Source organism: Parachryseolinea silvisoli (assembly GCF_021190955.1).
GTDB classification, from domain to species: Bacteria; Bacteroidota; Bacteroidia; order Cytophagales; family Cyclobacteriaceae; genus Ohtaekwangia; species Ohtaekwangia silvisoli.
The window spans coordinates 687662-713894 of record NZ_JAIOAO010000001.1 but is presented as its reverse complement, the minus strand read 5'-3'; the positions used below and the strand labels follow the sequence as shown (position 1 = coordinate 713894).

At 46.3% G+C, this 26233-nt stretch carries 22 protein-coding genes; 13 read left to right on the top strand and 9 right to left on the bottom strand.

The window, feature by feature from the left end; all coding sequences use genetic code 11:
- Positions 1 to 80: 80 nt before the first annotated feature.
- The 5 genes from K7P01_RS03000 to K7P01_RS02980 are packed head-to-tail and all read left to right on the top strand — an operon-like array spanning position 81 to position 5113.
- Entirely contained in the window at positions 81 to 707 is a 627-nt protein-coding gene (locus tag K7P01_RS03000) for a DUF4047 domain-containing protein (protein WP_267289679.1), read from the top strand.
- 3 nt (positions 708 to 710) lie between these two features.
- Complete coding sequence (locus K7P01_RS02995) at positions 711 to 1694, top strand: coiled-coil domain-containing protein (RefSeq protein ID WP_267289677.1); 984 nt, start codon at positions 711 to 713, stop codon at positions 1692 to 1694.
- A gap of 53 nt (positions 1695 to 1747) precedes the next feature.
- Positions 1748 to 3514, top strand: a complete 1767-nt coding sequence (locus tag K7P01_RS02990) for an OmpA family protein (RefSeq protein WP_267289675.1) — start codon at positions 1748 to 1750, stop codon at positions 3512 to 3514.
- 13 nt (positions 3515 to 3527) lie between these two features.
- The gene (locus K7P01_RS02985; protein WP_267289673.1) at positions 3528 to 4316 is read left to right on the top strand and encodes an ABC transporter permease; all 789 of its coding nucleotides are present in this window, start codon (positions 3528 to 3530) and stop codon (positions 4314 to 4316) included.
- A complete protein-coding gene (locus K7P01_RS02980; RefSeq protein WP_267289671.1) occupies positions 4313 to 5113 on the top strand; it encodes an ATP-binding cassette domain-containing protein in 801 nt (266 codons plus the stop codon). Before K7P01_RS02985 ends, K7P01_RS02980 begins: the two co-directional genes overlap by 4 nt.
- Before the next feature lie 120 nt (positions 5114 to 5233).
- On the opposite strand, the gene K7P01_RS02975 is transcribed toward K7P01_RS02980, so the two are convergent.
- Complete coding sequence (locus K7P01_RS02975) at positions 5234 to 5956, bottom strand: tetratricopeptide repeat protein (protein WP_267289669.1); 723 nt, start codon at positions 5954 to 5956, stop codon at positions 5234 to 5236.
- Between the two features lie 348 nt (positions 5957 to 6304).
- Between K7P01_RS02975 and K7P01_RS02970 the strand changes: the two genes are divergently transcribed.
- The gene (locus tag K7P01_RS02970; RefSeq protein WP_267289667.1) at positions 6305 to 6916 is read left to right on the top strand and encodes an RNA polymerase sigma factor; all 612 of its coding nucleotides are present in this window, start codon (positions 6305 to 6307) and stop codon (positions 6914 to 6916) included.
- A gap of 159 nt (positions 6917 to 7075) precedes the next feature.
- The gene (locus tag K7P01_RS02965) at positions 7076 to 8161 is read left to right on the top strand and encodes a hypothetical protein (RefSeq protein ID WP_267289665.1); all 1086 of its coding nucleotides are present in this window, start codon (positions 7076 to 7078) and stop codon (positions 8159 to 8161) included.
- A gap of 26 nt (positions 8162 to 8187) precedes the next feature.
- Here K7P01_RS02965 and K7P01_RS02960 read toward each other — a convergent pair whose 3' ends face one another.
- From K7P01_RS02960 to K7P01_RS02940, 5 genes are all read right to left on the bottom strand, one after another.
- A complete protein-coding gene (locus tag K7P01_RS02960; protein WP_267289663.1) occupies positions 8188 to 8466 on the bottom strand; it encodes a helix-turn-helix domain-containing protein in 279 nt (92 codons plus the stop codon).
- 82 nt (positions 8467 to 8548) lie between these two features.
- Positions 8549 to 11989, bottom strand: coding sequence for a tetratricopeptide repeat protein (locus K7P01_RS02955; RefSeq protein WP_267289661.1), 3441 nt, complete (start codon positions 11987 to 11989; stop codon positions 8549 to 8551).
- A gap of 78 nt (positions 11990 to 12067) precedes the next feature.
- Positions 12068 to 12586 carry a hypothetical protein gene (locus tag K7P01_RS02950; RefSeq protein WP_267289659.1) on the bottom strand — a complete coding sequence of 173 codons (519 nt, stop codon included), beginning with the start codon at positions 12584 to 12586 and terminating at the stop codon, positions 12068 to 12070.
- A 614-nt stretch (positions 12587 to 13200) separates the two neighbouring features.
- On the bottom strand, positions 13201 to 13701 hold the full coding sequence (locus K7P01_RS02945; RefSeq protein WP_267289657.1) for a hypothetical protein: 501 nt from the start codon (positions 13699 to 13701) through the stop codon (positions 13201 to 13203).
- Between the two features lie 289 nt (positions 13702 to 13990).
- Complete coding sequence (locus K7P01_RS02940) at positions 13991 to 14347, bottom strand: hypothetical protein (RefSeq protein ID WP_267289655.1); 357 nt, start codon at positions 14345 to 14347, stop codon at positions 13991 to 13993.
- Between K7P01_RS02940 and K7P01_RS32040 the strand changes: the two genes are divergently transcribed.
- The 6 genes from K7P01_RS32040 to K7P01_RS02915 all read left to right on the top strand — a co-directional run bounded on the left by K7P01_RS32040 (position 14307) and on the right by K7P01_RS02915 (position 18348).
- Positions 14307 to 14630, top strand: coding sequence for a thermonuclease family protein (locus K7P01_RS32040; RefSeq protein WP_397310616.1), 324 nt, complete (start codon positions 14307 to 14309; stop codon positions 14628 to 14630). The two genes, K7P01_RS02940 and K7P01_RS32040, sit on opposite strands and share 41 nt — an antisense overlap.
- 201 nt (positions 14631 to 14831) lie before the next feature.
- Positions 14832 to 15719, top strand: a complete 888-nt coding sequence (locus K7P01_RS02935) for a helix-turn-helix transcriptional regulator (RefSeq protein ID WP_267289653.1) — start codon at positions 14832 to 14834, stop codon at positions 15717 to 15719.
- A gap of 234 nt (positions 15720 to 15953) precedes the next feature.
- Complete coding sequence (locus K7P01_RS02930; protein WP_267289651.1) at positions 15954 to 16433, top strand: MauE/DoxX family redox-associated membrane protein; 480 nt, start codon at positions 15954 to 15956, stop codon at positions 16431 to 16433.
- Positions 16434 to 16804: 371 nt separating this feature from the next.
- Complete coding sequence (locus K7P01_RS02925) at positions 16805 to 17482, top strand: hypothetical protein (protein WP_267289649.1); 678 nt, start codon at positions 16805 to 16807, stop codon at positions 17480 to 17482.
- Between the two features lie 88 nt (positions 17483 to 17570).
- A complete protein-coding gene (locus K7P01_RS02920; RefSeq protein ID WP_267289647.1) occupies positions 17571 to 17912 on the top strand; it encodes a hypothetical protein in 342 nt (113 codons plus the stop codon).
- 88 nt (positions 17913 to 18000) lie between these two features.
- On the top strand, positions 18001 to 18348 hold the full coding sequence (locus tag K7P01_RS02915) for a DUF6520 family protein (protein ID WP_267289645.1): 348 nt from the start codon (positions 18001 to 18003) through the stop codon (positions 18346 to 18348).
- Positions 18349 to 18386: 38 nt separating this feature from the next.
- On the opposite strand, the gene K7P01_RS02910 is transcribed toward K7P01_RS02915, so the two are convergent.
- The 3 genes from K7P01_RS02910 to K7P01_RS02900 all read right to left on the bottom strand — a co-directional run bounded on the left by K7P01_RS02910 (position 18387) and on the right by K7P01_RS02900 (position 26085).
- Positions 18387 to 21218: a M16 family metallopeptidase gene (locus K7P01_RS02910; protein WP_267289643.1), complete on the bottom strand. Its 2832-nt coding sequence runs from the start codon at positions 21216 to 21218 to the stop codon at positions 18387 to 18389.
- 66 nt (positions 21219 to 21284) lie between these two features.
- Positions 21285 to 22703, bottom strand: coding sequence for a RagB/SusD family nutrient uptake outer membrane protein (locus K7P01_RS02905; protein WP_267289641.1), 1419 nt, complete (start codon positions 22701 to 22703; stop codon positions 21285 to 21287).
- A 10-nt stretch (positions 22704 to 22713) separates the two neighbouring features.
- On the bottom strand, positions 22714 to 26085 hold the full coding sequence (locus tag K7P01_RS02900; RefSeq protein WP_267289639.1) for a SusC/RagA family TonB-linked outer membrane protein: 3372 nt from the start codon (positions 26083 to 26085) through the stop codon (positions 22714 to 22716).
- Between the last annotated feature and the right edge of the window lie 148 nt (positions 26086 to 26233).

Here is a 26233-nt window from a genome sequence, read left to right as displayed (position 1 = left end):
TAAAAACCCAATTAGCGCAAACTTTACCTCTTCATCCTTAAACCATTAGAAAAGCTATGGCCGGCATTTTCAAAAAAGCTATGAGCCTCTTCGTTGAATTCGAAGAAGAGCCGCAGAAATCCTCACCCCAGTCTTCGTCTTCTACGCCACCGCCGATTCCGAACCGGGTAGCCCCGAGCCAGGTACTCAACGGCGAGGAGCTGGACAAGTTCGAAAAGCACTTCGAGAAGTTATTCGACCAGGCCAACCTGCCCGGACCGGACTACTATGAGTTCATGAAAATGACCGAGACGCTCGAGGCGCACATCAAGGACGAGAACGCGCGCTTTGCCGCAACGTATGCGTCACTGGCCATCCAGGGGTTGACGAAAGACAAGCTCGTGGAAACCGCCAACGCGTACAAAAAAATGGTGGGACAGGACAAGGTACAGTTTGAGAAAACGGTCAACGATAAAAGCGAGCGCGAGATCGGTCAGAAGCGGAAAGATCTGCAGAAGCTGGAGGAGACCGTGAAGCAACATGCCGAGACCATCCAGCGACTGACCAAAGAGATCTCCGAAGCGCAGGTGTCGATGGGCAGCCTGAAGGCTGTCATTACGGAAGAGGAGCATAAGCTGGCCCGGAACAAGCAAGGCTATGTGCTGGCGTGCGACGCCATGATTCAAAAGATTACAGAAGATATAACGAAAATACAGACAACGCTATAAGCTATGGAGACACAGATTTTCCCGACCGATACGCAACAGCAATTAAAATCCTACTGGCAAAGACCCGGCGGTAAATTCGGCACCCTTGCCGGACTCGGTATACTGGCTGCGATCGGCTACTATGTGTTGCCTATCCTGACCAGCATTGTCTGGAATACGCTGAACTTCGGCATCGCCCTGGCATGTCTCGGCGTTTTCCTGTATTGCGTTACGCACCGGAAATTCCGCCTGAGCCTTTTTTATTTCTATGAGATCCTCATGAAGAAACTCGTGGGCGTTGTGATCGAGCTCGATCCGTTCATCATTGCCGAAGACTATATCAACGACATGCAGGAGGAGCGCGAGAAGCTCTACAAGCAGGCGACCGACGTCGACGCGCAGAAGGAAAAGATCCACGCCAAGATTCGTGAGAAAGAGGCCGAGATCAGCAAGCTGATGAGCAAGGCGCAGGTGGCCAAAGAGCGCGACATGATGCCCGAGCTCGGCAACGCCACGCGGCAGATCGGACGGTTGAATGAGTATATCAAACAACTTTCACCGATTCACGACAACCTGTCGCGCATTGGCGACTACCTCACCAAGATCCACAAGAACAGCGCCTACCTCATCGAGGATGCGAAGAACGAGCTGGAGCTGAAGAAGGACTTGTATAAGTCCGTTACCTCGGGTAACAAAGCCCTCACGTCGGCGCTGAAGATCTTCAAGGGCGACCCCGAGAAGAAGCTCATGGTGGAGCAGTCGATGGAGTACCTGAAAGAAGACATTGCCAGCAAGCTGGCCAACATGAAGAAGGCCATCAGCTACTCGTCGGACTTTATGAAATCGATCGACCTGGACAATGCCACGTACGAAAAGGAAGGCCTGAAAATGCTGGACAGCTTCAATCCCGACAGCGGAATGAAGCTCGTGAGCTCTTCGGCCCATCCCACACGCTCGTCGGGTACAGGTTCGTCCTCGTCCACCGACTATGGTGATCTTTTACGATAAGTACGCCAACCCCTATATCTCTAACTCTACATCTCTAACCTTTTAATACTTATATGGCCGTTAAAGTAAAAACCTCGGGTAAAATTGTGATGATCCTCCTGGTCCTGGGGGCGATCTTTGCCGCAAAAATATACTGGTGGGACAAGCGCCCGCAGGAAGCGAAGCAATCACAGGAAATTGGAAAAGTAGCGCTGCCGGATGCGCCGGAAGCGTCGCTGGTCGGTAACGCGGCCATGAAGCCACTGCCGTCGGAAGAGCAGTCCGTCAACGGCGGTACCAAGATCGTGTGGAAGATCATGGCGTGGAACTCGCAGTTTCCGCTGATGTATGCCAACGGTGGCGCACAGACCACCAAAGGCTCTTTGCTGGACAAAGCGAAGCTGCAGGTGGACGTTCAACGCCAGGACGACTGTTTCAAGTCGCTGGCGGACATCGTGAAGTTCGCGCAGGATTATAAAAACAATCCCGAGACTCCCGGTGTGTTTGCATCGTTCATGGGCGACGGTATGCCCGCGTTCTTTGCCTCGCTGGCGAAGGAGCTGGAGCCGCTCGGTCCGGAGTACCAGCCGATCGCGTTTTATGCCATGGGTAAGTCGTATGGTGAAGACCAGCTGATGGGCCCGGTAGACTGGAAGAAAGACCCGAAGAACGCGTTGGGCAAGACGGTGTCGTGCGTGCTGCGCGACGGCGACATGAACATCCTGCTGAAGTGGGCCGGCGACAACAACCTGCGCGTGAACCCCGATGAGACGACATACGACAAAGATGCCATCAACATCATTGCGGCGAACGACTTCCTCGACGCGTGTAACAAATACATCACCGGCTACCAGGAGAAGCGCAAGCTGATCAAAGACGGTAAGAAAGTAAGCGAAGAGATAACGGTCGGCGTAGACGCCGTATCGACCTGGACGCCCGGCGACGTAAACATCGCCAGGCAAAAGGGTGGCCTGGTGACCATCGCCAACACCAAACAATATTCGTCGCAAATGCCGAACATCACGATCACCATCAAGAAGTTCGCATACGACCACCGCACCGACATCGAGAACCTGATCATGTCGTTGAGCGAGGCGGGCGACCAGGTGCGTTCGTTTACCGAAGCAAAAACATTTGCTGCGAAAATCTCGGCCAAAGTATATAACGAGCAGGATGCCGCGTACTGGCTGAAGTATTACAACGGCGTGACCGAAAAAGACGTGCAAGGTCTGAACGTGGCCCTCGGCGGCTCGATGGCTTTCAACCTGCGCGATGCCGCGAATATGTTCGGTCTGGGCAAGGACGGTATAGACCGCTATAAAATTGTATACACAACGTTCGGCGACATCCTGTCGAAGATGTACCCGGAATACATGGCAACCTATCCGCCCTACGCGCAGGTAGTGGACAAGTCGTTCCTGATGTCGGTCATCGCCAATCACAGCGAGCTGATGGAAGGCAAGGCCCTGGCCGTGACGTATTCCGACGAGATCACCAGCGAGGTGTCGTCTAAATCCTACCAGATCCAGTTCGAGACCGGCAGTGCCGTGATCAAGCCGGCATCGTACAAGCTGCTGGATGAAATCCTGGAGAGCTCGGTCGTTGCCGAAGGTTTGAAGGTGGGTGTATATGGTCACACGGACAACGTGGGCGACCCGCAGTCAAACCAGCGCCTGTCGGAAGACCGCGCAAACTCGGTGAAAAGCTACCTGATCAGCAAAGGGCTCGTGACGGAACGGATCGAGTCGAAAGGTCTGGGGCAGAACACCCCGATCGCTCCCAATACCACGGCCGCGGGCCGCGCGCAAAACCGCCGCGTACAGATTGTACTGGGTGAATAACGCATAACCATTCATGGAGCTACTCAAAACGATATTCAGTCCATTAACACAAATAAAAGGCCGGACCTCCATCATCTTAATTGTGGTGGAGGCCTTCCTGGCCCTGTTGCTGTGGGAGATCGTGGGGCAGAACGGGCTGATCCCGGTGCCCTCGAAAATCCTGACGTCGGTTGTCGCGATTGTGACGTCTTCGTACTTTGTCGATAACCTGTTCAGCAGCCTGACCCTGACCTTTACCGGCATGGGCATCTCGATCGTGCTGGCGCTGCTCGTCAGCTATCTGTCGCTGATACCGGTGTTTGCGCCGATCGCCAAGTTTATTGTCAAGTGCCGGTATTTAACCCTGACGGGGTTGATCTTCCTGTTCACGCTGCTCACGCAGGACGGTCACCAGCTGAAGCTCAGCCTGCTGATCTTCGGCATCGTGCCGTTCTTTGTCACGTCGCTGCTGGCCATCATCGAGGCCATCAATGTGCAGGAATATGAGCTGTGCAAAACGCTGCGCATGAACAACTGGCAGACGCTGTGGGAGGTGGTCATCATTGGCCGGCTGGACCAGGTGTTTGAAGTGATGCGCCAGAACTTTGCCATCGCGTGGATGATGATCACGATGGTGGAAGGTTTGAGCATGTCGGAAGGCGGCCTGGGTACCATGCTGATCAAGTCGAATAAATATATAGACCTCGGCACGGTGTTCGGCATCCTGGTGATCATTTTCGCGCTCGGTATTTTCTTTGACTTCCTGTTGCGCAACCTGCGCCACTGGCTGTTCCCGTATACTAAAATCCAGGTGAAGAAATGACGTCATACTCCAAAAATGAAGTGCTCATCCAGGTAAAGGATGTCAATCTTTCCTATGACAAGCAGATCTTACGGGATATCAACTTTGCGATCCACAACATTGTTCGCCCCGGACTGAGCCAGGGCCAGGTGGTTTCGCTCATCGGCCGCAGCGGCATCGGCAAGACCCAGCTGTTCAAGATCCTGGCGGGCCTGATCCAACCCAATACCGGCACCGTGCTGGTGGGACTGGAGCAACAGCCGGTGAAAGCCGGACAGGTCGGCATTGTGGCGCAGAACTATATACTCTTCAACCACCGCACGGTGTTCGACAACCTGCGGCTGGCGATGCAGCACAGCAGCATTACGCTGAATGATAAAGAGAAGGATGCGTTGATCAACGATTACGCTACGAAGTTCGACCTGGCGGAGCACCTGAAGAAATATCCCCTGCAGCTTTCCGGCGGACAACGCCAGCGGGCAAGCATTATCCAGCAGGTGCTAACCGGCAACAAATTTATCTTGCTGGACGAGCCGTTTTCCGGACTGGATGCGTTGATGATCGACCGGGTAATCGAGCTGCTGCTAAAGATCTCGACACTCGACGAGCTGAATACGCTGGTGATCGTCAGCCACGATGTGGAGAACTCGCTGGCTATTTCGGATACGGCGTTTATCCTGGCCCGGCAAAAGGACAAGGAAGGCGCGACCATTACGGAGACCCTGGATCTTATTGAGATGGGGTTTGCGTGGAATCCGGCGATTCGCGAGAATGAGAAGTTCCAGCACCTGGTTGCGCAGATCAAGCATAAGATCTGATGTAGTAAACAACCTGGTATAACATCAAAACGCCGCTTCAGCTGAAGCGGCGTTTTTTGTAAGCGCGGAAATTGCGGGTATTTTTTATTCTTTCGATTTGGAGCCAGCACACTCTGTGGCTTACTTATTTGGCGGACACTGCAGTTGTAGCGCATCCGTGAATTCCTGCGTAATAGGTTTTCCACCGAGCGTCTTGCAGGTATCGTAATATTTCCGTGCCGATGAGCAGTCGCCTTTCAGAAAATGGCATACGGAAAGCTTGAAAAGAGTGTTCTGGTCCTTGCTGTCGGCAGCATAGGATTTTTCCAAATTGATTATGGCGCTCTTCATGGCCGACGCAGCCTCCTGCGTTTTGCCTTCGCTGGTTAAACGCTGGTATTCGGCGAGATAGGTAGTAGCATAGTCCGTTAAGAGGTGGGAACTGTTTGGGGCGCGTTTAAGGCCGGCCTCATACTGTTGACGGGCCGCCGTGAGGTTGTTGTCGGTCATGTAAAAGGCACCGTAACCCCAATAGATGTCTGTGTTGGTGGAGTCCAGCAGGTAAGCCTGGTTGAAGCGGTACATTGCTGTTTTGGCGTCCCGCTTATAGATATAGTCAAAGCCACGGCCGATAAAATAATTAGATGCCATTCGGCGGTCGCCCTTAAACTCTGGCGATGCAAGGGTCGATTCTATGAAACTTTTGTCTGCTTCCAGCTCCTGCGATGTTTTTGGCTGGTTGCCGTACTTAGGCAGCAGACGTTTGTTGGTTTTCGCTTGCTCGCTTAACGAGGATTGTTGAGCGGAAGCTGCGATTGCAAAAAAGGTCAGGAAAATGCTGATGAAGGTTCGGTAGAATAACATATTTATTAATTCGTAGTAATGATCGAAACGGATTCTCCATCATCCGGAAGGGCCGTTTTAATTTCCAAAATTAACATATTTTAACTGTTTCTTCCCTGGTTTGGACATATCGCATGGGATGCGCTGATGATCGACCGGGTGATGGCGCGGAGATTCGCGAGCACATGAAGCGGTTTTTTTTTGAAATGGTTGTATCACGAACGAAACATCTTTTACCAGGTAATCTCCTGCGCTACGGTATTCTACATTTATAGCATCGTAGGAAAGCCGGTTCCCGCACGCCGGTGATGTATGTATAGCCTATACCGGGCTAGCCCTACGTGGGTTGAATGTATAACCGATGTTATTATGAAGATTTCAGAACAAGCAGTCAAACGCATGTCGCAGGGCGATCACGACGCCTTTCGACAGATCTATGAACAATGCTGGGACACGCTGTATCATTTTCTCCGGAAAGAGACGGGGTCGCGGTACTACGCCGAGTGTGTTGCGCAGCAGGTTTTTGCGTCGGTGTGGTCTAACCGCGCGCGGCTCACCCGCTATGCCTTGTTACGCGACTTTATGGCCGCCAGCTCCCGCGACTACGCGCTGGTCGCGCTCAAGTATTTTGCCAGCCAGACCTTTGTGGGGGCCTTTCCGGACGATGAAGCCGGGCGCCGTGCAACCGTCGTCCGCCAGCTCGCCCACAGGCTCGACAGCGGGCACTACAAAGGTGTCTTCCGAAAGATCCTGGGCAACCTGTCACCCGGCCAGGCCATGATCTTCCACTTCGGCCTCACGGGCTGTACCAGCGAAGAAATGAGCCGGTCGATGGACATGCCTGATGATGTTATCCGGAACCACTTTTGCGAGGCCATTGTACGCGTGAATGAATCCCTGAAACGTGAAATGACCGCGCCTGTGCAGCGCGCACGGCATGACATTCCTGAGCAGCAGCTGGGGAGGTCATTTTTTGGGTGAGCGCTTGGTCATGACAGGGCGCTTGTAGTTCCCCGGGCGCTGATAGATCCTATTGGGATACGAAGGCTGAGTAAACAGAGATTTTCGATCGCTTCAAGATAATAAATCGTCAAAGTTGCGTTCTTTCAGGACCATATCGGTTCATGGACTGAAAGTAAAATGAGGAACTCACTTTATATAGGCGCGCTTATAATCTTACTGGGTTGCGGTCATCCGGAGAAAGCAGACAACGCTACACCACAGGTGTCGCCGGCAGTCACGCGCTCGCCGGAAAACCCGCAGCGTACCCCGACTTCTGCACCGGAAGAAAATCGGAAACGATCATATAACGATCGCCTGTTGGAGACCTATCTCGACAGCATTGGAGATCTTTCTCCCGTTCGTTGGATGAAGAATGCGGCATTCACGACCGACTCGGTATTCAGAAACCGGACGCCATGGGATAAAACGATTCGCGCGAAAGACTTTGCGCTGTTGAAGAACGGTTGCAAAACCGGCATGCTGGACATAGCCTTAGCCAAAAGAATATTCGGCGACATCGCGGGCGATAGTGCCTACCTGGAACAGGGCGCATTACCCTTACAATTTATCCCTTTTGATACGCGGGAATCTAACTTTCACGAGTTTGCCATTTGTCCGCTGGGAGATGGCGGTTGGGATTGCGACGTATTCTTTTTCTCCGGTAACAGAATAGTCGCCAAACATCATATTTACCACCGCTACGGTCTTCAAGTCGATCACTATAAAGACCGGGACGGAAAAACAGTAATCTATTACAAGGAAAATTACCGAAGCGGGTCTGGCATATGGTGGTTTAACTATTGCTTTTACAAATACGATGGCGGTAAGCTCATTCCCGTATTGAATGAGCTTGCCGAAGCTAACCAGCAGTTTCCCTGGGGCGCGCGCATCTTTACGTTGAAATCGACGGTACAGAAGACCAATCCGCTGACCTTGAAGATGGTCTATAGCCAGGCATTCTCCGATGGACCCGAAAGTCCCGTTTTTATACACGACTCCACCCTCGTTAGATATACCTGGCATGAGGAATCCAAAACGTTCCGCGGCGTGTACGAAAAATCGAAAATCACGAAGCCGCAAATTCTGACATACTACCTGGAGGATACCGAGCATTTGTTCATCCATACACACCACGATATGCTAAAGCGTTTTTTACAAACCGATACGATGCGAACCCGGACGCTGGATTACCTGGACCTGATAAAGATACACTCGGACGAATGAAATCGCACTGGAACGGGCTGCCGCGCTTAGGGGCATTCTTTGGTTGAGCGTGCTGTCTTACGGGATTCTTTCGGCAGGGAGGCGAAGAACTGCTCGATGGTCAGTCCATGGATAAGCAGTATTTTGGTAAGGGTGCGTAGGGTCAGGTTGGTCTTACCTTTCTCAATCCGCCAGTATTGCATGCGCGGGATGTCGTGCTCGTGAGCAAAGTCCTCGTGGCTGGTGTATCCCTTTTCTTTACGAAGGGTGGTGATCTTTAATCCAATGCGCGTTTGGAGGGCCGCCAGGAGTTCATCTTCTTTCACGGCCTCCAAGTAGGGGATGTTTTTTTAAATTTGTTACTCATTAAAAGATTACATCTTTTATGATTGATCTTATTCTATACAGTTAATTATTCCGCTGGCGCCTGGCATGTTGTTTGGCCCACTGGACCTTTTTTCGCACTGTTTTCGCGCCGGCATGATCCCCTGTTTTTTTTAATAGATCCGCTAATTGTGCATAATGTTGAATGGTTTCAGTGGTATGCTCCTTGTGGGAGATAATCATTTTCTCAAAGAGATCCATAGCCTCGTGATAATCACCGGTCATGAACAATACGAGCGACAACAGATTATAGGCAACTACAATTCGGTTGTCTTGGGTGAGGCATTGTTTTTCATAGAGCGCGATAACTCTTTTGAGGACCTCTTTTGCACACTCAAAGTTTTGAGCGTTAAAAAGGTCTTCGGCGAGATTAGTGTAATGCCACACGATAGCTTTTTCGTCCGTACCAAATTTCCGCTCGATAAACTTCATTGTCTTCTTCAGCGTGGCTTTTGTGGTCGTCTGTTCGCCGAGTAGCGATAATGCGCCCGATTCTTTATTCAGCCAGGAAAGAGCCGTTTTATCGATCATGTCCAGCCCTTCCCAATCCTCTTCCATCCGTGTGACGTTTGGTGCTGAAATCCCGTCGTGCTTTTTCATGGGTTGCGGCGCCGGCGGAAGTACAGTATTGGAACGATTTGGGTTCGCCCGACCTGTTTTGGCAATGTTAAGCCCGGCGAATATGGCGTTAAGATCTTGTTCATCAATGACCGCAAGCATTGCAAGGATGGCATCACGCTGTTGATCGTCAAGTGCCAGGCCCGAAAGATTCTTAGGGCCGTGTTTAAAATAGATGCGTGTGGCCTTCTCGATGAAGGATCTGGCGCCGGCGGAATCATTCATGGCCAGGAGCGTGCGGGCATAGATGAGATAATCCTCAACGATCGTAAGATGGTTTTCACCTAAATGTTTCGTCTTTATGCGGATAGCTTTCTCCTGCAAATGACTTGCACCGGCACGATCGCCCAGCCTATCGAGCACCATGCTTAATCTGGAATACTTCTCCGCCGTAATAGGATGATCTTCCCCCAGACTTTGTTCATCGGATGCCACCGCCTTTTCAAGCAACGCCTTTGCGCCGGTATAGTCCTCACGGTGAAGAAGAAATAATCCCAGGTTGGAATAATGTATCGCAACATTCGGATGAGCCTCCCCAAAGATTTTTTCACTGGATCTTACTACTCTTTCCAGTAACGGCTGGGCTGTTTCATAGTCGCCGATTTCATGAAGCAACGTGGCCAAATTGGCATACTTCAGCGTTGTAATGATATGATCTGTGCCAAAGTTTTTTTCGTCAGAACGAATAGCTTTTTCAAGTAATTCCTTTGCCTGTATAAAATCAAATACTTCTGCCAGTGCGGAACTTAAGTTGGAGTATAGTATGGCGGTGTGAGGATGATCGATACCCAACTTTTTTTCACTCAATTGTATTGCCTTTTTATATAGTTTTTGTGCCTTGGCATACTCGCCCTGTGTTTGTAGTAGCGATGCCAGGTTGGCGATGCTATTGGCCAGGGAAGGATGATCGCGTCCCTGAATACGTTCTCCTATAAATACAGCTTTCTCAAGCAATTTTTTAGCGTTGGCGTAGTCGCCCATGGCATGCAGTAATGTGCCCAGGTTGGAGTAGTATGGTGCGGTATCCGGATGATCAATACCGCGACAGCGCTCGGCTACCCCGAGAGCCCTTTCGTATAATGTCTTGGCCTCGCTGTAATTCCCGGTATCCCGGCGTGCCGAGGCCAGGTTAGAAAGATGGCGCGCCATCGTGGGGTGATCGGAACCAAAATTCATTTCGGTAGACACAACTATCTTTTCGAATAACTCGATTGCACCGGAATAGTCGCCACGATTCTGAAGTGTTACAGCGATATCTGAATATTGTGTCGCTAAGTCGGGGTGATCAGGCCCAAGGTGTTTTTCTCCTGCATGGAGGGCCTTTTCAAATAATGCCTGGGCACCGGAATGATCACCCATTTCCAAGAGCACGCCGCCCAGCTTGGAATACCGATTGGCCGTAACGGTATGCTCTTCTCCAAACTCCCTTTCTGCCGAGCGCACACACTTTTCGAGCAATCGTTTGGCAGTTGAATATTTTCCAAGGTCGTAGAATATCATGGCCAGGCTTGAATATTCTTTTGAGAGAAGGGGGTCGTTCATTCCTACATATTGCTCTTCCAGAACGATGGCCTTTTCGAGCCAACGGATCGCTCCGGTATAATCACCCAATGATCGAAGTATGTTTCCTAGGCATGCGTAGCTCTGCGTGCGATAGAAGTCGACGTCCTCGCCCAGGCATTCAAAGGTGGCAACGGCCTGTCCTGCCACGGTCTTTGCCCCGACATAATCTCCATACTCATGAAGGACCATCGCGAGATAGAGCTGCAAATGAGCTGTTTTCGCAGACATGTCATCCGAAAAAGTATCTGTCAGAATCTTTCCAAAAGGAATCCAGGGAAACTTCTCGACGGGGCTCTCCTCAAATTGATTGAATTGTAACCGGACAGAGACGCTGTCCACAAGCGATTCGACATCGGCTAAGGTAATGGGTAACTTTTTAACGGCTACTTCGGTAATGATGCGATGCATCTTGTAGCTGTCGGTCTCCGCATTATACAACAACCAGCCCTGATCAGACAGGCCCTTCAGTGTCTCTGAGAAAAAAGCCTCCTGCCGGCTTTTCTCCGGGGCTATCAATTCACACAATGTTGCATACGAATGATACTCCGCCGGCAGGCAGGCGAAATATTTAATAAGCCATACCTCCTTTTCGGTTAACTGGCTGAGCGTGAAAAGGGAAGACAGATACGACCGAACATGATCCACTGTATCGCCTTTGTGCGCCACATAGACGTTTGCGCGCAGGTCTTGCCCGATCGCCGACTTCAACGTTTCGATGTCGACGCGCTGGAGCTGCGCCGTCTTCGCCAGTATCTCCAAGGTTAATGTGTGGTAGTCTACGGCTTCCAGCAGCCCGCAGATCTTGGCATCTTCGTTTATACGGCTACAATGTTTCTTAAACAACGTTAGTGCTGCATCCGGCGACAGGAACCCAATCTCTTGTACCATAAACCCTTCGATCCGTTCGCGCGACGTCACCAACAGATGCCAATCGGGTTGTCCGGGAAGCATATCTCTCAGATTTGCCAGGGTGCCGTCGGCATTGTCCAATACCAGCAGATTGGGTTTGCCGGGTACCGTTTTGAACTTGTACAGAATCTCTTGAAATAGTTGCAGGGTATCCTTTCCGCCCCGCGAAACAGCCAGGCTGCGGAGAAGCCCCTCATCCTGGACAATGTTCTGAGTAATGTCCGTGCCGACCTGTGTGATCCAGGCAACATGCTGATAGTCCTGGTAGTACGTACTGAGATATCCTTGCGCCAGTGTCGTTTTGCCAATACCTCCCAGGCCATTGACCAGAACAACCTGCTTATTTTGAAACAAGGCCCGGTGTAAGGCATGCAATTCGTCGGTACGGCCAACGATATCGTCTGTATGAATCTTGGGAATTTTTAGGGTCAGGTCTTTCGGGAAGGCAGTGCCCTAGAGAAAGTCATCTCGCTCTCGCAGCATGCCGCGAATAACCCATTGCAACTTCTGCTTTATCTTCTCGGGATCGACATCGGGTGGTGCTTCGGAATAGATTTCCTGGAAGAGTGTTTTATCGAGCGATAGATATTCTTTTACCTGCGCATCGGGTGTCCAGAAACGTACCGGGAATTTCACCAGCTTGGGAAGCGTATGCTGTACGTTGGCATTGATATTACTCAGGTTGCGGCGCGGGGAGATACCGATGAACCCGTCGGCGGGATGGCCAGAGGCATAAAGCTCGTGGATTTTTCGGAGCAGCTCGTTCCAGGGGAGGGGAGTGGTGTAATCTTTACATTCAACATAAAACTCCCGCTTTTTCCCGGAGGCATCTAAGAAGGTGATCCGGATGTCAAACCCATTTTGTGTGCCCGACGTCTGTTGCCGGGCCTCCAACACGGGAAATCCGAGGTCTTCAAACAGGGACTGGAGAAAATCTTTGAGCTTTACTTCGAGGTAGATTCCTTTTGTCATATGGTTCGTCAGCGTGCCACTGCGCTTTCAGTCGCAATTAATTTTAGTCTGTATAGTATACTATACTTTTGTAGTATAAATAGAATGTGGCTAAGGTATATTTATTTTATTTTAAAATCGATGTTCATTCTGTATGAAAGAAACAAATAGACGGGCCGCCCGGCAGACAGGGCTGATACCTTGCGCCAGACCCGCCAGTAAGCAATACTAATACCGTGTCCGCGGGGTGGCCTTATAATGCCAATGTAACCTGGGCTCTTGACTTCCTGATTTCAGGCTTGACCCAGCCATGTCCTACTCCTATAAAGCGTAGATCATCCGTGGTTCATCTGTGGAACATCTATGGAGGAACCCTGTGGCAGACTCGAAGGATCCCCGGCGAAGCATGCCTTTTTTTCGTCCTGGCTCCGACCCGTCTCGCAACTCCTCACCCCTCCCTGGGACCCCAAAATTCCATTTTTTCAAAATAACGAAATTTGATTCAAAACCATCTGTCAAAAGTGATTCAACAAGTGACTAACATGTGATCATAAAATGTGCCATGCCAGCCTGGAGATTGGCCTCATGATAGGCAGGTGTCCACATGATGTGCCCCGCTAGTGCCTCGATCTGCCCTAGTTATCCGACAATCGATAAATGTCTTTCGCTAATTTTTTAAGTTTTCTTTTTGTGTGTCTACCGTTGACCGAAATGATTATCGCCTTACAAATTCCTCGTGAACCCCAAAGGGCGAAAGCGTCGTCGCCTTTCAATACGTCTATTCTCTCAACTGTTTTTGGAGTCAAAATCGATGTCAGGCGCCGAACGTCTTTCGGCTTGGTTCTATTCTCAATTGATATTCTGACTCCTCCTGCCACGATGATTGGTTTGCAAAATCCGACTTGTCTGCCGTTCAATGGATCAGTTTTATGCCTATCAAAAGTGGCCTTCACAAAAATGTTTGTGTCTGCCAGGAGTCTGTTGTTCAGAAACTCTACCTGATTCTGTAGGGTGAGCTGGTCAAATGCCTCAAACCACCTGTCGTTTTGTTCCTGTGTTAGAATTAAGTCCTCCTTACTTTGTCCGTAAAGGCTTACTGTCAGAAGAGCAAATATCGTAAGTATCAGAATTTTCATTTGGCATTTTTACAAGGCGTTCAAGCGACCGAATTTTTTGGCATCAAAAGTAATATTTATTATAGATTCAATGAATTTGATAAGCCTATCATACCGATTTCTAGTGGCCTCTTCATTTTTCATTGCGAGATTTTTATCTAAATTTAAAAATAAAGCTGCGGACCATTCATTTTGTTAAAATAAATAACCGCTAGCTTTATACCTGTGTGTCAAAAGGGGTACACCATAGTTTGAACTTTGATCAGTCCTTGAGGCGGAGTAAATTGTTCATGTTGAAATATAGGAGGCTCTAAGTATGCCCCATCTCCACGAGATACCGATCAAACATCCGCAGCAAATGCGTCTCCACCACCACGATATGTAGCTTATTATAAGCAAGCTCCAACAAATCCTCCGACACTTCGAGTTCATCGCTGACCAAACGCAGCTGGCAACTTTTGTCGCCTACAACTTCGACTCTTCCCATAATCGATTCACGCTGCCCTGGCAGAAACACCATCACCAGCATCCCTTGCTCACGCAGCCACTCAAACAGCTGCTGATCGCTATCCAACTCCGGTGACGCCTTTGGCACATCCGGCATTTCGCCAAGGGATAATAAAAAATTGACCTTGTCATACCGGTCCGCATTTAACTCAGATGGCAAGATTTTAAACCAAGAACTTATTCGCAACGGCCTCGCCTGGCATTATAAAAAATATTCGTCCAGTAAGACGATGTCCGAATTAGAGGCAACAGCAATGGCGGGCCGAAATGGTTTATGGAGTGAAAATAATCCAACACCGCCTTGGGAATATCGAAAATCAAAACGAAAAACTTCTCAAACTATTGAGAGGTGCGTCAAGGTGTTTTTTATTGGACAACCGCAAAATGGGCGTTTTCGGGTTATCGCCTCTGACTTATCAACTTCGGTGGTGAATTTCATTTGACATCGTTAATTTGGTAGATATCAAATCCATAATTGATCTTAGTGGCGGGCAAGAATATTTAACAAGCTCACACGATTTGGATTTTTAGTCTCATGGCTCGGACGGAAAACAAGTGTTTCGTTAAAGATTAGGGAAATTTTACTCCCGAATACGTAAGCCCCAATTCATGTTGTTTTGCAAATTCCGCAAACACCTACCGTTATGACCTCATTAAATCAAATTACATACGATGCTAGACCGGGCGTAAAGTTTCCATTTAGTCTATCAAATTTTCGCAGGCATCCACAGAAGACGGAGACCATTGACTTTATCTTATCCCGCGAGTTTTTGGGACTCGTCCTTAACTTGGGCGAACCGATCGAATATTCCGGCAGCTCTCTGCTTCCCTCGACTATCGAAAAGTCACATTATAATTTAGTGTACTTGCCGCAAACCGAGTACAGAGTATGCATACCGCGCGGTTTGCATCATTCTATCGCTATGCGCCTGGAGCCGAGCACGCTCACTCGCGCTGCGCTCGATTTTGCCTTTTTAAATTCTTTCCTGGATAATGTAAGTCGTCAGACGGCATCGTTGATACGGGATCACCATTTGCCTATACCGCTGCGGATGCAAGAAGAAGTTGACGCCCTTCTCTATAATATTTCAAAGGATGAGGCAATGCGTCATTTGTTTATGGAGATTAAGGCATACGAGATATTTTTTGGTGCAATGATCGATATGGCTGATCTATTCCTTGGACAAAAGCCTGCGTACGTGGTTAGTGATCCAACCATAAGGTACGCGATAGAATATCTCGCAAATACCTTCAAACAGAAAATCACGATCGACGCTGTTGCAAGCGAGTTAGGAATCAACAAACGTAAGCTCCAAGAAGGCTTTAAACTGCACACCGGTAAGAATGTCCACGAATATGTAGTCCAGCTGAAGATGGAGGAAGCAAAACGGCTATTGCGAGACCCATCGCGATCTGTTAAGAGCATTGCCATTGAGCTTGGCTACGCAGAAACGGGATTTTTCAACGCGTACAAAAACTTTTACGGGCAACCACCGGCGGCTGCACGTGGTACAGAATTGGATAAAGACTAACGTTTGAAAAAGTGCCTTTTTGATAGCAAGTTGATCCAAAAGTGTATTATCCATTGCGTTACTTTGAGACATCAACCACACACTAGACAGTCACACCACATAGCTAATAATAGTTGACTTAAGATATAATCCCTTAACCTAAACTTGATTTGTGGGTTCTCTATTATATCCATGAGGTCCCTGCTCATGCTATAATAGAACCCTACAAGTCAGGTGAACTTAACATTTGCGACCATGAAGAGGATAGTTCCATCCCGTGCGCTTTCAGCAGATATCATTTGTATGCTTTTGATACTGTTGTTTGTTTACGCAGCGATAAATAAAGTAATGGAATTTGCAGAGTTCCAGGCACAGATTGGAAAATCGCCATTAATAATGCACCATTCCTCTTGGGTTTCCTGGCTTGTTCCGAGCGCTGAACTTACTATTTCAGCAATGCTTCTTCTGCCGAAATTTAGGATCGTCGGCACTCTGCTTGCATTCATGCTCATGTTAATCTTCACTTTGTACATTGCGTTTATACTAACGCTAAGTCCCTACGTTCCATGCTCATGCGGCGGCATTCTCAACACTTTGGGATGGACTGAACACCTGATATTTAATCTGATTTTCACGTTAGTTGCTCTTCTTGGTGTTTTTGTTATTGACACTGAGTCTCAAAATATCCCATTAATAGATAATACACAGCCCACCAGATATAAAGTGCAGTTATGAACATTAAAAAAAGAGTATACGCCGTGTTAATATGCACTATTGCTAGTGTTAGCATAATAGTAACGCTATATGCTACCTCACCGATTAGTAAGGGAATCTATCGCGGCACGTTCATACGGACATTCGTAAAAGGGAAGTTGCAAAGGGAAAACGCACTTGATGTTGGAGTCAATTCATTCTATTTGTCAGGATTCGATCACGACCGAGTCTATCTAGGCAACCTCACTGCGCCATTTCATTTACTTTCGGTGAGCAATACACTAAATGATTCAACGCATAACAAACTTGAGGTACATTTGGACAGTGTAGAATCGTTTCAAAGGTTCCGATTGACAATTGACTCACCATACTTCTATTTAACCCACGGCGGTATGCCAGAATATCTTCGGGGAGTAATTGGCGAATGGAAGGCAACGAGGTACATAGGTATTGAACGCGACTATTCAGCAGAAGCGTTTCCTGTCGGTCCAAATTCGCTTATTTTGCGATCCCTAAACACGGCTACAAAAAGCTATGAACTGGCGAAAAAGTCATCCAGCGGCTTAATGTTCAATCTCAATTTAATAAATAAGCAGATTGACGGAATATTCTGCTCGGATGGCAAGCTTGTGATCGATAAAGCTACTCATCAAGTCATCTATATACATTATTACAGAAACGAACTTATTGTCTGTGATACCCTGCTTAACTTAAAGTTCCGTGGCCATACAATTGACACATTCTCACGAGCACAATTAAAGATCGCAAAATTGGGGGGAGATGGGAAGAGCATGATTTCAGAGCCCCCGCGGCAAATAAATATAAACGCTGCAGCTTTTAATAACGTGCTATACATACATTCAAATATATTGTCATTTGAGGAAGATATGCACGATTTCATCACAAAATCAGTAGTCGATATGTACGATCTGCGGGATGGACAATACCTCGAGTCGTTTTACATTCCAGATTACGAAGACATAAAGGTCAGTTCATTTATAGTGTCAGAAGACAAGATATTTGCAATTCACGGGAAGTATATCGTTAGCTATCTGCTGCCGATGAATTAAATAAAGCGCATAAATAGAATACGAAAATATTTTGTAAAATATTCGATGTTGAATTTCGCATAATCTAACCTATTTAACCCAATTGCATATGAAGAATCGTGGTTTCTTTCTTGCGGTGGTCGCGGTTGTGATTGCATCCACAACCGGCTTTACATTATCGCTACTTCCACTGGCAACAACCGTTTACATTAAAATACGAAGCTCAAGTAATCCAATGTGGCACTGTGTTAATACGGAGCTACAATGTTCCGAATCAGGTTCAGCAAACTGCTATGTTAATGTGGCAGTTGATCTACCGCCAACCCCGGCCGTCAACACCGATGGGCGTAAATGGAATGGCACGGATTGCATTAAAATAATGAATACTACCAATGTTAATCCATCTTATAATCCGGTAGAAACTGTTACAGCAGTTGCACCTATCGAATAGTTAAAAAAATCTCGCGAGGATATCAGGAGATGCCGAATCCTGAATAAATATAAGTAGGCAATATTTAAACACCTTAAAATCAAATTTTATGAAAAACAGAAGTTTAATTCTTGGCGCTTGCGCCGTAGTATTTGCGTCAGCTAGTGCATTTACCTTTACTGGTAACTTGGCCACACCGGTGTATATTAAAATCAAAAGTCAGCAAAACCCGGCATGGCATTGTGTAAATACCGGACTGGAATGTTCAAACTCCGGTTCAGCAAACTGCTATGTCTCGGTGGCGCAAGACAGCCCTAGCTTGCCAGCTACAAACACTAACGGTAGAATCATATCCAGTGGGACATGCGATGTGTTCATGAAGAACACTACCGCCGTTAATCCCGCTTTTGATCCTGCGGAAACAGTTACGGATGTAGCAGATCTAGGAGTAAATTAAATTGAAGTTGGAGCCGCTTTAATAGGCGGCTCCAATTTTCACTGCTCAAAATTATTTGGTAGCTGAATGTAGGTGCTCATGTTTGCAATGGACAGTACCTTGTTTGCGAACAACATAACATCAATGTGATTTATCGAACCAAGTGCGTCCGATTCATCAAGAAAAGAGGTAAACGGCGATTGTTCTCTATAGTGCTTTATTATGTAGTTGGCCCAATATCTGCCAAGCCGCATCTGAGACTTTAAATCACTCGTCTGTAAGTATTTCAGTCTTGAAAATTGGTCTTGCTCGATGCCGTTATTTCTCAAATCAAGGATCTCCTCCTTCACACTGTTTATTAATCTTTGGACTGACGTTGGTGCGCATGCAAATGAAATGCCAATGCTATACTGGGCGTGCTCTGTTTTGTTGATATTCTTGTATACGGTTATATTGTAAATTCCATTTTCCGTTCTCCTTAGGCGATCAAAGAGTTGGACGTCCAGGTACTTTGCAATGAGTTCGAATGCAATGTGATTGCGTTCACTGTACTCGTCAACGATATCAAAGAATATTTGTATCCGCGCCTCATCTCGTTCGCCGGAACGAATTACAACGGGCTGAGCGAGCTGTTTTGCTTTTAAATTTACTTGGCGTTGTCTACACTCATCGCTGGCCTTCTTGGGGATATTGCCCAAATATTTCAATATTAAAGCCTTGAAATGAGCCAGGTTAAAGTTACCTGAAAATGCGTACGCAGCGCCAACAGTCGAAGAGAATTGTCTTTTAAAATAATTGTTAACTTCTATGATGCTGCTACTTTCCAATTCGTGCAACATGCGAACTGAACTATTTTTGCGCTCACTTCGGAAATATTGAATAGTATCAGAAAACTGATCAGGAAGCCGCTTTTTTGACAGCTCAATTTCTGCCTTTTCGGTACTTATAATTGATTCGAACGTAGCGGTGTCCAGTTTAGGTTCAGTTATAAATAAAAATATCAACTGTAGGATTTCTTCTAAGCGACTATTATTAAAGGTGCTTTCGAAACCATTACCCGATTCCCCATTGTATAGTGCAAGATGATCTATGTTATGTTCGTCGAAGAAAGCTTTCAGTTGTGAGCCTTTCAGATGTCCAATTCCACTACTTGCTATTATGTAGTGGGCATATTTTTTCAACGCTAACGTTGTATCACAGAGTAGATTGCCGCTTTGACTTGAAACGGATTTCAATGTCACACTTGAATCTTGGGTTGAATCAATTGGCTTGAGGAAAATTCTCATGCCATTTTCTAGTATTATTGACGTTATTCCTGTTTTTTTATCGAAATTTTCAATATAGTTGGCAACTGGCTTTAGTTGATTGGCTTTTTGCGGTGTCATTAAGCTTCTATTAATTGGCGGTTGTTCATCTGTCACGGGGCTTACATAGGGCTGCATATTAACCAGCGCCATATCCTTAAATATTCTATCTACACTGAATTCATTTATAACCTTATTTGGTTCAGTTGCAGGCGATACGTAGAAAATATCCATGTTGTTATTAGCAGTTAGCCATCCAGCAGCATACGCATGCATATCTTCGACTTTAATGGATCTTAAAATAGTTTCAACTATTTTTTGATTTGAATATGCAAAGGGCATTATCTCTCCAGTCACGAAATGGTTAGTGAGCTTTCCTGCGTATTGATAGTTGCTAATTCTAGAATTTATTCGTTGAACTTCAAATACTTCCAGCTTTGCTTGGCCAAGCTCTGTTGCAGTGAAGCCATAACGTTTAATCCTTTCCAATTGCGTCAGAACTTCAGTCAACGCTTGCAGACCTTTCCCAGAGGGAAAGGTAAAGCCAGTCCTTAGCACTTCTATTTGAGGACCACGCACAGGGAGTGATTCGAAACGCGAACTGACAGCTTCAGCGTACTTGAATTCTTGTGTTAGTATTGAGAGACGCGCGGTTGTCATAGCATTGTACAATTGTTTTTTTAAATTGAAGGCAAGGCTCGCCGAATCTGTTATTCTATTTTGAATGCTTTTTAGATATATGTTGATGCTCTCGTTACCATTTTTATTTCCAGTGATTGTAACATACCTGTTTTTCCAGCCAAAGAAGCTAGTATCTGCAACCTCCACTCCGACGGTTTTGATTTTCGATTTGTGTAGATCGGAAAATAGCCGGCGGATCAGTTTTTCAAGTCTTTTACAATCGATATCCCCGACTATTACAATGGCTTGGAAATTAGATCGATACCAAAGGTTGTAATAATTCAAGAGCGACTCATGCTTGAAAGTTGCAACACTTTGCGACTCACTGAAGTCCGGCTTATCTGTATATTTTGTATTTCCCATTATAGTTCTGCGAACAATGGCACTCTCGTCCTTATCTTGCTCGCTTATCCTACATTCTTCGATTACCACCAGGCGTTCGTTATCAACATTGTCAGACGACAAATTGATATCATGTGCGCATTCTCGATAGAACTCTAGCAATTTTTCTAATAGTTCGTAATTCTGAGCTGGCAAATTTGCATAATAAACAGTGCGATCATTAGTCGTAACTGCGTTGAAATCTGATCCTCTAGCAATGCCGCGTTCCTCAAAATACCGCATAGGATTAGAAAAACTTTTTGTACCCCTGAACGCCATGTGTTCAAGTATGTGAGCTAAGTATCGTTGATCCGCGGTTTCTTGGTTGTATCCAGCTTTCACTACGAATTGAACTGCCGTTTTATCGCCCGGTGACTTTCTTAAATAGTATGTAAAGCCGTTTGTAAGTTTGCCGATAATAACGTTGGGATCGATATCTAGTTTTGTATTTCGTTCTGACCTTTGCGAAAAACCGATTGTAGAGAATAACATGAGTAGTACTCCTACTAGTGAGGGCTTGATCATAAAATGAATTTTTAGTGAAAAGAAGGAGCGTTGAACCGCTCCCTCATTGATTGAAGATACTGAACCCTAGTATCCTTCGTTTTGATCTTTTAGATTTGGATTTCTTGTAAACTCCAAATCGGGTAGCGGGTACAGAACATCAGTAGGTTGCCAATCAGCCTTTGACGCTGATAGCACCTCGGTTGAACGGTCAGTCCGCTTTAAGTCAAACCATCTATGTCCCCATTCGGTAAAAAGCTCTGACCGTCTTTCGTTTTCGATTAAAAGAAGTAAATCGCTTTTTCCCGTGGTCGGATTTGTGTCCGCGATAAGAGGAAGGTCGGCACGGCCGCGTATAGCGTCGAGGTCACTGATAGCTCCAGCATAATTTTCTAAATGTGCTCTTGCCTCTGCGCGAATGAGATACTGTTCTGCCAACCTGAATACCATCGAATACTCGGTTACACTCATCGGGGGGGTAGACGCAGTTCCTCCATACTTAACTTTATATTTGAACGGATAATAGAATGTGTCACTTCCATTTTCAAAGCTTCCAGTCCAACTCTCTAGCCTCTTATCCCCAACCTCAAAAAAATCCACCAGGTCTTTGTTCAGATAATAGAATGCTGGCTCACTGTCAAGGATAAAAATGTTCCCTTCCCATGTGTTAATATCACCAGCCAATGGCTGTAATTGCCAAATAGCCTCAGTGCTTGAGGATGTGAAAACATTGTTTAAGTCCGATTCTATTTGATAGGTACCCTCATTTATAACATTTGATGCGAGCACATCTGCATTTGCCCAGTCCTTGCGATAAAGATATACACGAGCTAGGAGCGCCATAGCTGTGAAGCTGTTTGGCCTTACTCTACCGGATGTCGTGTATGTGCCACTCATTAGCGTCTGAGCCGCTAATAAATCAACAATAACCTGATCATACACCTGATCGACACTGCTTCTCGGAGCCGATGTATTTTTGCGATAGTCGGTGCTTGTTATCAGTGGCACTGCCCCAAAGAGATTTATTAAATAGAAATGTGTAAATGCGCGGACGAAAAGTGCCTCTCCTTGCAATTGCTCGCGGACTGCTGCTGTAAGGCCGCTTGAATTGGTCAATCCCTCGAAAACCGAATTTGCTTGATATATAACTTTGTAAGCAGATGTCCAGACGCTTAAAATATCATCATTCTGCGGGACAATGTTGTTATCGTAAAACTGCTGTTCTGTAGTATTCGTTGGCCAATAGTTTATAAGTTCATCGGATGATAACCCTGCTAATGCCGTTACACTATTATAATTTCCGCTAGCGAAGTTTAACGCATAGAGCATTTCAGTGTAAAGACCAGTCACCGCAGAAGTAGCCGTGCCGTCGTCACGAAACACTGTTTCTATCGAAACTTTCGAATTAGGTTCGTCTATATCTAGCAGTTCATCGCATCCCATTATTATTGGACCGAAATACAAACAGATACTAGCGATATATATGGATTTACAATTAATTTTCATTGTAGTTTAGTTAAAGTTTAACTTGCAACCCAAGAGATATAATTCGCAATGGCGGTAGGCCACTGTTTCCGGTCTCGGGATCCCAACCTTTGTATTTTGAAAATGTTAGCAAGTTCTGGGCCTGTAGAAATATTACCGTATTAGTAATGTTAGCCTTGTTTAACAGGTCTTTATTGAATTGATAACTAAAAGTGAGCGTTTTTAAACGAATAAATTTTGCATCGCTTATAGCAAAATCACTTTGTAAAGCATTTGCAAATTCGTTGGTTTCAAAAGGCCGAAATTGTTGATATGGCTTATTATCGCCTTCAGTCTTCCATCTATTCAATACTTCAAGAGGTTGATTTGATGTTCCTCCGGGAGTGCCGAAAGAACCGTAGCTCGTTATAGGACTGTTAGAGTATTGAAGCAAAAACGTCAGTTCGAAACTTTTGAGCGTAATGATGTTAGTTATGCCGCCATACAAACTTCGTCCTAAGGGATTCATAAAGACTCGATCCATGTTATCGAAATTCCCGTCCCCATTTAAATCTTCGACCTCAAATAGCCCGGTCTGGGCGTTCACTCCTTTGTATCGGTATAGGCGTTGTATTGAAAGCGGTTCTCCAACTTTGTAGGTCTCAGAATACGGTGAATCCTCTATACCGGGAAGGGAGATGAGCTCATTCCTGGGAATCGATAGGTTGAAAGAAGTTGACCATCGAAAGTTTGGCTGAACGATATTTTTAGTAGCAACAACTAACTCAAACCCCCTATTCTCAATTGTTGCGTCGAAATTTTGCAAAACCCCATCGAATCCCGTGGTTGCACTTAATCTATAATTAATTAACTGGTTTGACGACCTGTTGTTATACCACGAACCTTCTAAGGAAATTCTATTGCTAATGAATGAAAGCTCGACGCCGACTTCCAGCTTCGTTGTTTGCTCCCAGGCAAAGTCAGGATTATACAATGCAGATGGTCTAAGGCTCACACCAGTTTGATACCCGGGTGACACGATCTCATAGGTATTTAAGTATTGATAATCCCCTATCTGATCGTTTCCAGTAATACCGTAGCTACCTCTAACTTTTCCAAAGCTAAGAATGTGGCCACCTTTGATAAAGGGTTCGTCCGAAAATATCCATCCACCACTCACTGCCCCAAATGTTCCGTAGCGTTTGCCCGGTCCAAAGCGGGACGACCCGTCACGCCGTGCGGTCAGATCCAATAAGTACCTACCCTTAAAATCGTAACCCAAGTGCGCATACCCTGAAACATACTTGTATGGATTGTTGTCATCAGCGATATTTAGGACTCTTTGCGCCCCTTTTATGGAACCTAACAATGCATCGCTTGGGTATCCTAAGCCTGTAATTAGTGAGTATATAGTGCGACTGGACTGATAGGTACCGCCGACGATTCCGTTTAAGTGATGATCGCCCAAAGACTTTTCAAAAAGAAATTGGGGCTCAATCATAGTTGACTCCCTATTGTTACGAGTGAATGACGCTGAGCCAGTGTCATACTGACGTATGGTTGGTGACATAGCAGCTAATGGGTTGATGCTTGACTCGTTGTTTTCGAAACGAGAGTAGGATACTATATTCTTTAGTTTAATCCATGTAAGCAGCTGGTAACTGATTGTTCCACTCGTGACGACACTATTTGATTTATTAGTATACTTCTTCTCCAGATCGGCCAGAGGATTGTTCCATGTATTGGTTGAGAATCCAGGATACTTATGAATTTGCCAATTCAATGTTCCATCGTCATCATATAGCTTAGGTGCGATAGGCGGAAGGTTTAAGGCGGCTATCATCATGTTGGTGCTTCCGTAGCTTTGATTGTGTGTCCAACCCAAATTTATACCACCAGCAACTTCTAACTTTCCGTTTGGCGACCGGTGATTTACGCTTAAGTCGCCTGTTCCACGCTGGTACGATACATCTCCTGGAAGAATTGTTGTTTCTTTGTGATATCCCCCGCCGATTCGAAATGAAGTATTTTGATTTCCGGCAGTGTAACTGCCTTGTAAATCGTTTATCTTTGATGTGCCACCTAACAGTACATCTTGCCAGTCTGTATATCTTGTGGTATCCCAGATGCCAACAATGTCGGCATAAGATGAATTATTCGGGTCAGGCACTATTCCGGCATTCCTTAGTGCTTCCTGCCTCATGGCTAGGTACTGTTTCGAATTAAGTAAATCCATTCTATTTGATAGGCGGCCAATGCCTGTATACGCCGTCAGGTCAATGTCGGCCCTTACCGCCCCCACTTTTGCTCGATTTGTAGTTATTCGTATCACGCCATTTGCGCCCCGTGACCCGTATATTGCTGTAGCCGCAGCGTCCTTCAATACCTCAATACTTTCTATACTTGAGGGACTTAGACCACTCAACGGGTCAAGCCCTTGACTGTATATTGGGCTGCTTGAGTCTAATGGGCGAGATTCAATTTGGACGCCGTCGATTACATAAAGGGGATAGGAACCGACTCCGGTTAAACTGTTTATGCCTCTAATCTGTATTTGTGAAGCTGCTCCCGGCTGACCATTTATGGGGGTGATATCTACACCGGGCATACGGCCAATGAGTGCATTCATCAAAGATGTAACAGGTTGGTGTTCAATTTCCTTTCCATCCACTTTAGATATGTTCATCGTGGATTTTTCCTTGGTTGTTGAAAAGTAGTTTGTTGAAATTATTTGAACTTCTTTAAGAGCAGTGGCATCTTGAATCATGCTCACATCAATAGCGGTGCGATTTCCCACCACAACTTCAATCGTTTTGAACCCAATAAAAGAAAATACGAGAGTTTCAATTTCGCTTACTTCGATGGTGTAGGAACCCATAGCATCCGAATTTGCTCCACGTGTGGTGCCTTTGACAATTATATTGACTCCAGCTAACGCCTCTCCACTTCCAGCATCTGTTATTTTACCAGACACAGTAAACGGAGGTGCTGAAGCTGACGCCGACCCGTCAGCTGTCGCTGAAGTTACCTTGAATTTCCTGCGCAGAACTATTGCATTGTCTCGTTCGACATATGTAATGTCTGTACCTTTGAGTATAATTTCCAGGATAGCTCTTACTGTTCGCTTTTCTTTGGAAAGACTAATGTCATGATCCCCGGTCACCAAGTCAGGCGCATACACCATTGGAATGTCCGTCTTGTTCTGTATGATTCTGAGGGCTTCGGATAATGTGGTGTGTTTAAGTTCTAATATAATTTCGTTGTCAAGTCCCTGACCATTTGTAGCAAAGGCAGCTAGTTGAAGGCTGATTGCCATTGATAACCAAATTACGACTGACGCTCTCATTAGAAATCGAATTTTCGAGTTGGATAGCATACCCGTTAGTAAGCTACGCCCTACTACGGGAAGTAGGATCTTTTTCATACTTTTGAATGTTTTAGTGTTGGATATATACTGGTACTAAAGCACTTGAAAGATCACCCCTGCAAGGGTGGTCTTTTTTTATTGCCGTTTCAGGCAGCGTGCGTATGAAAAAAAAGCTTATGTTCCGTCTTTGTTTTTGGTTGTAGTG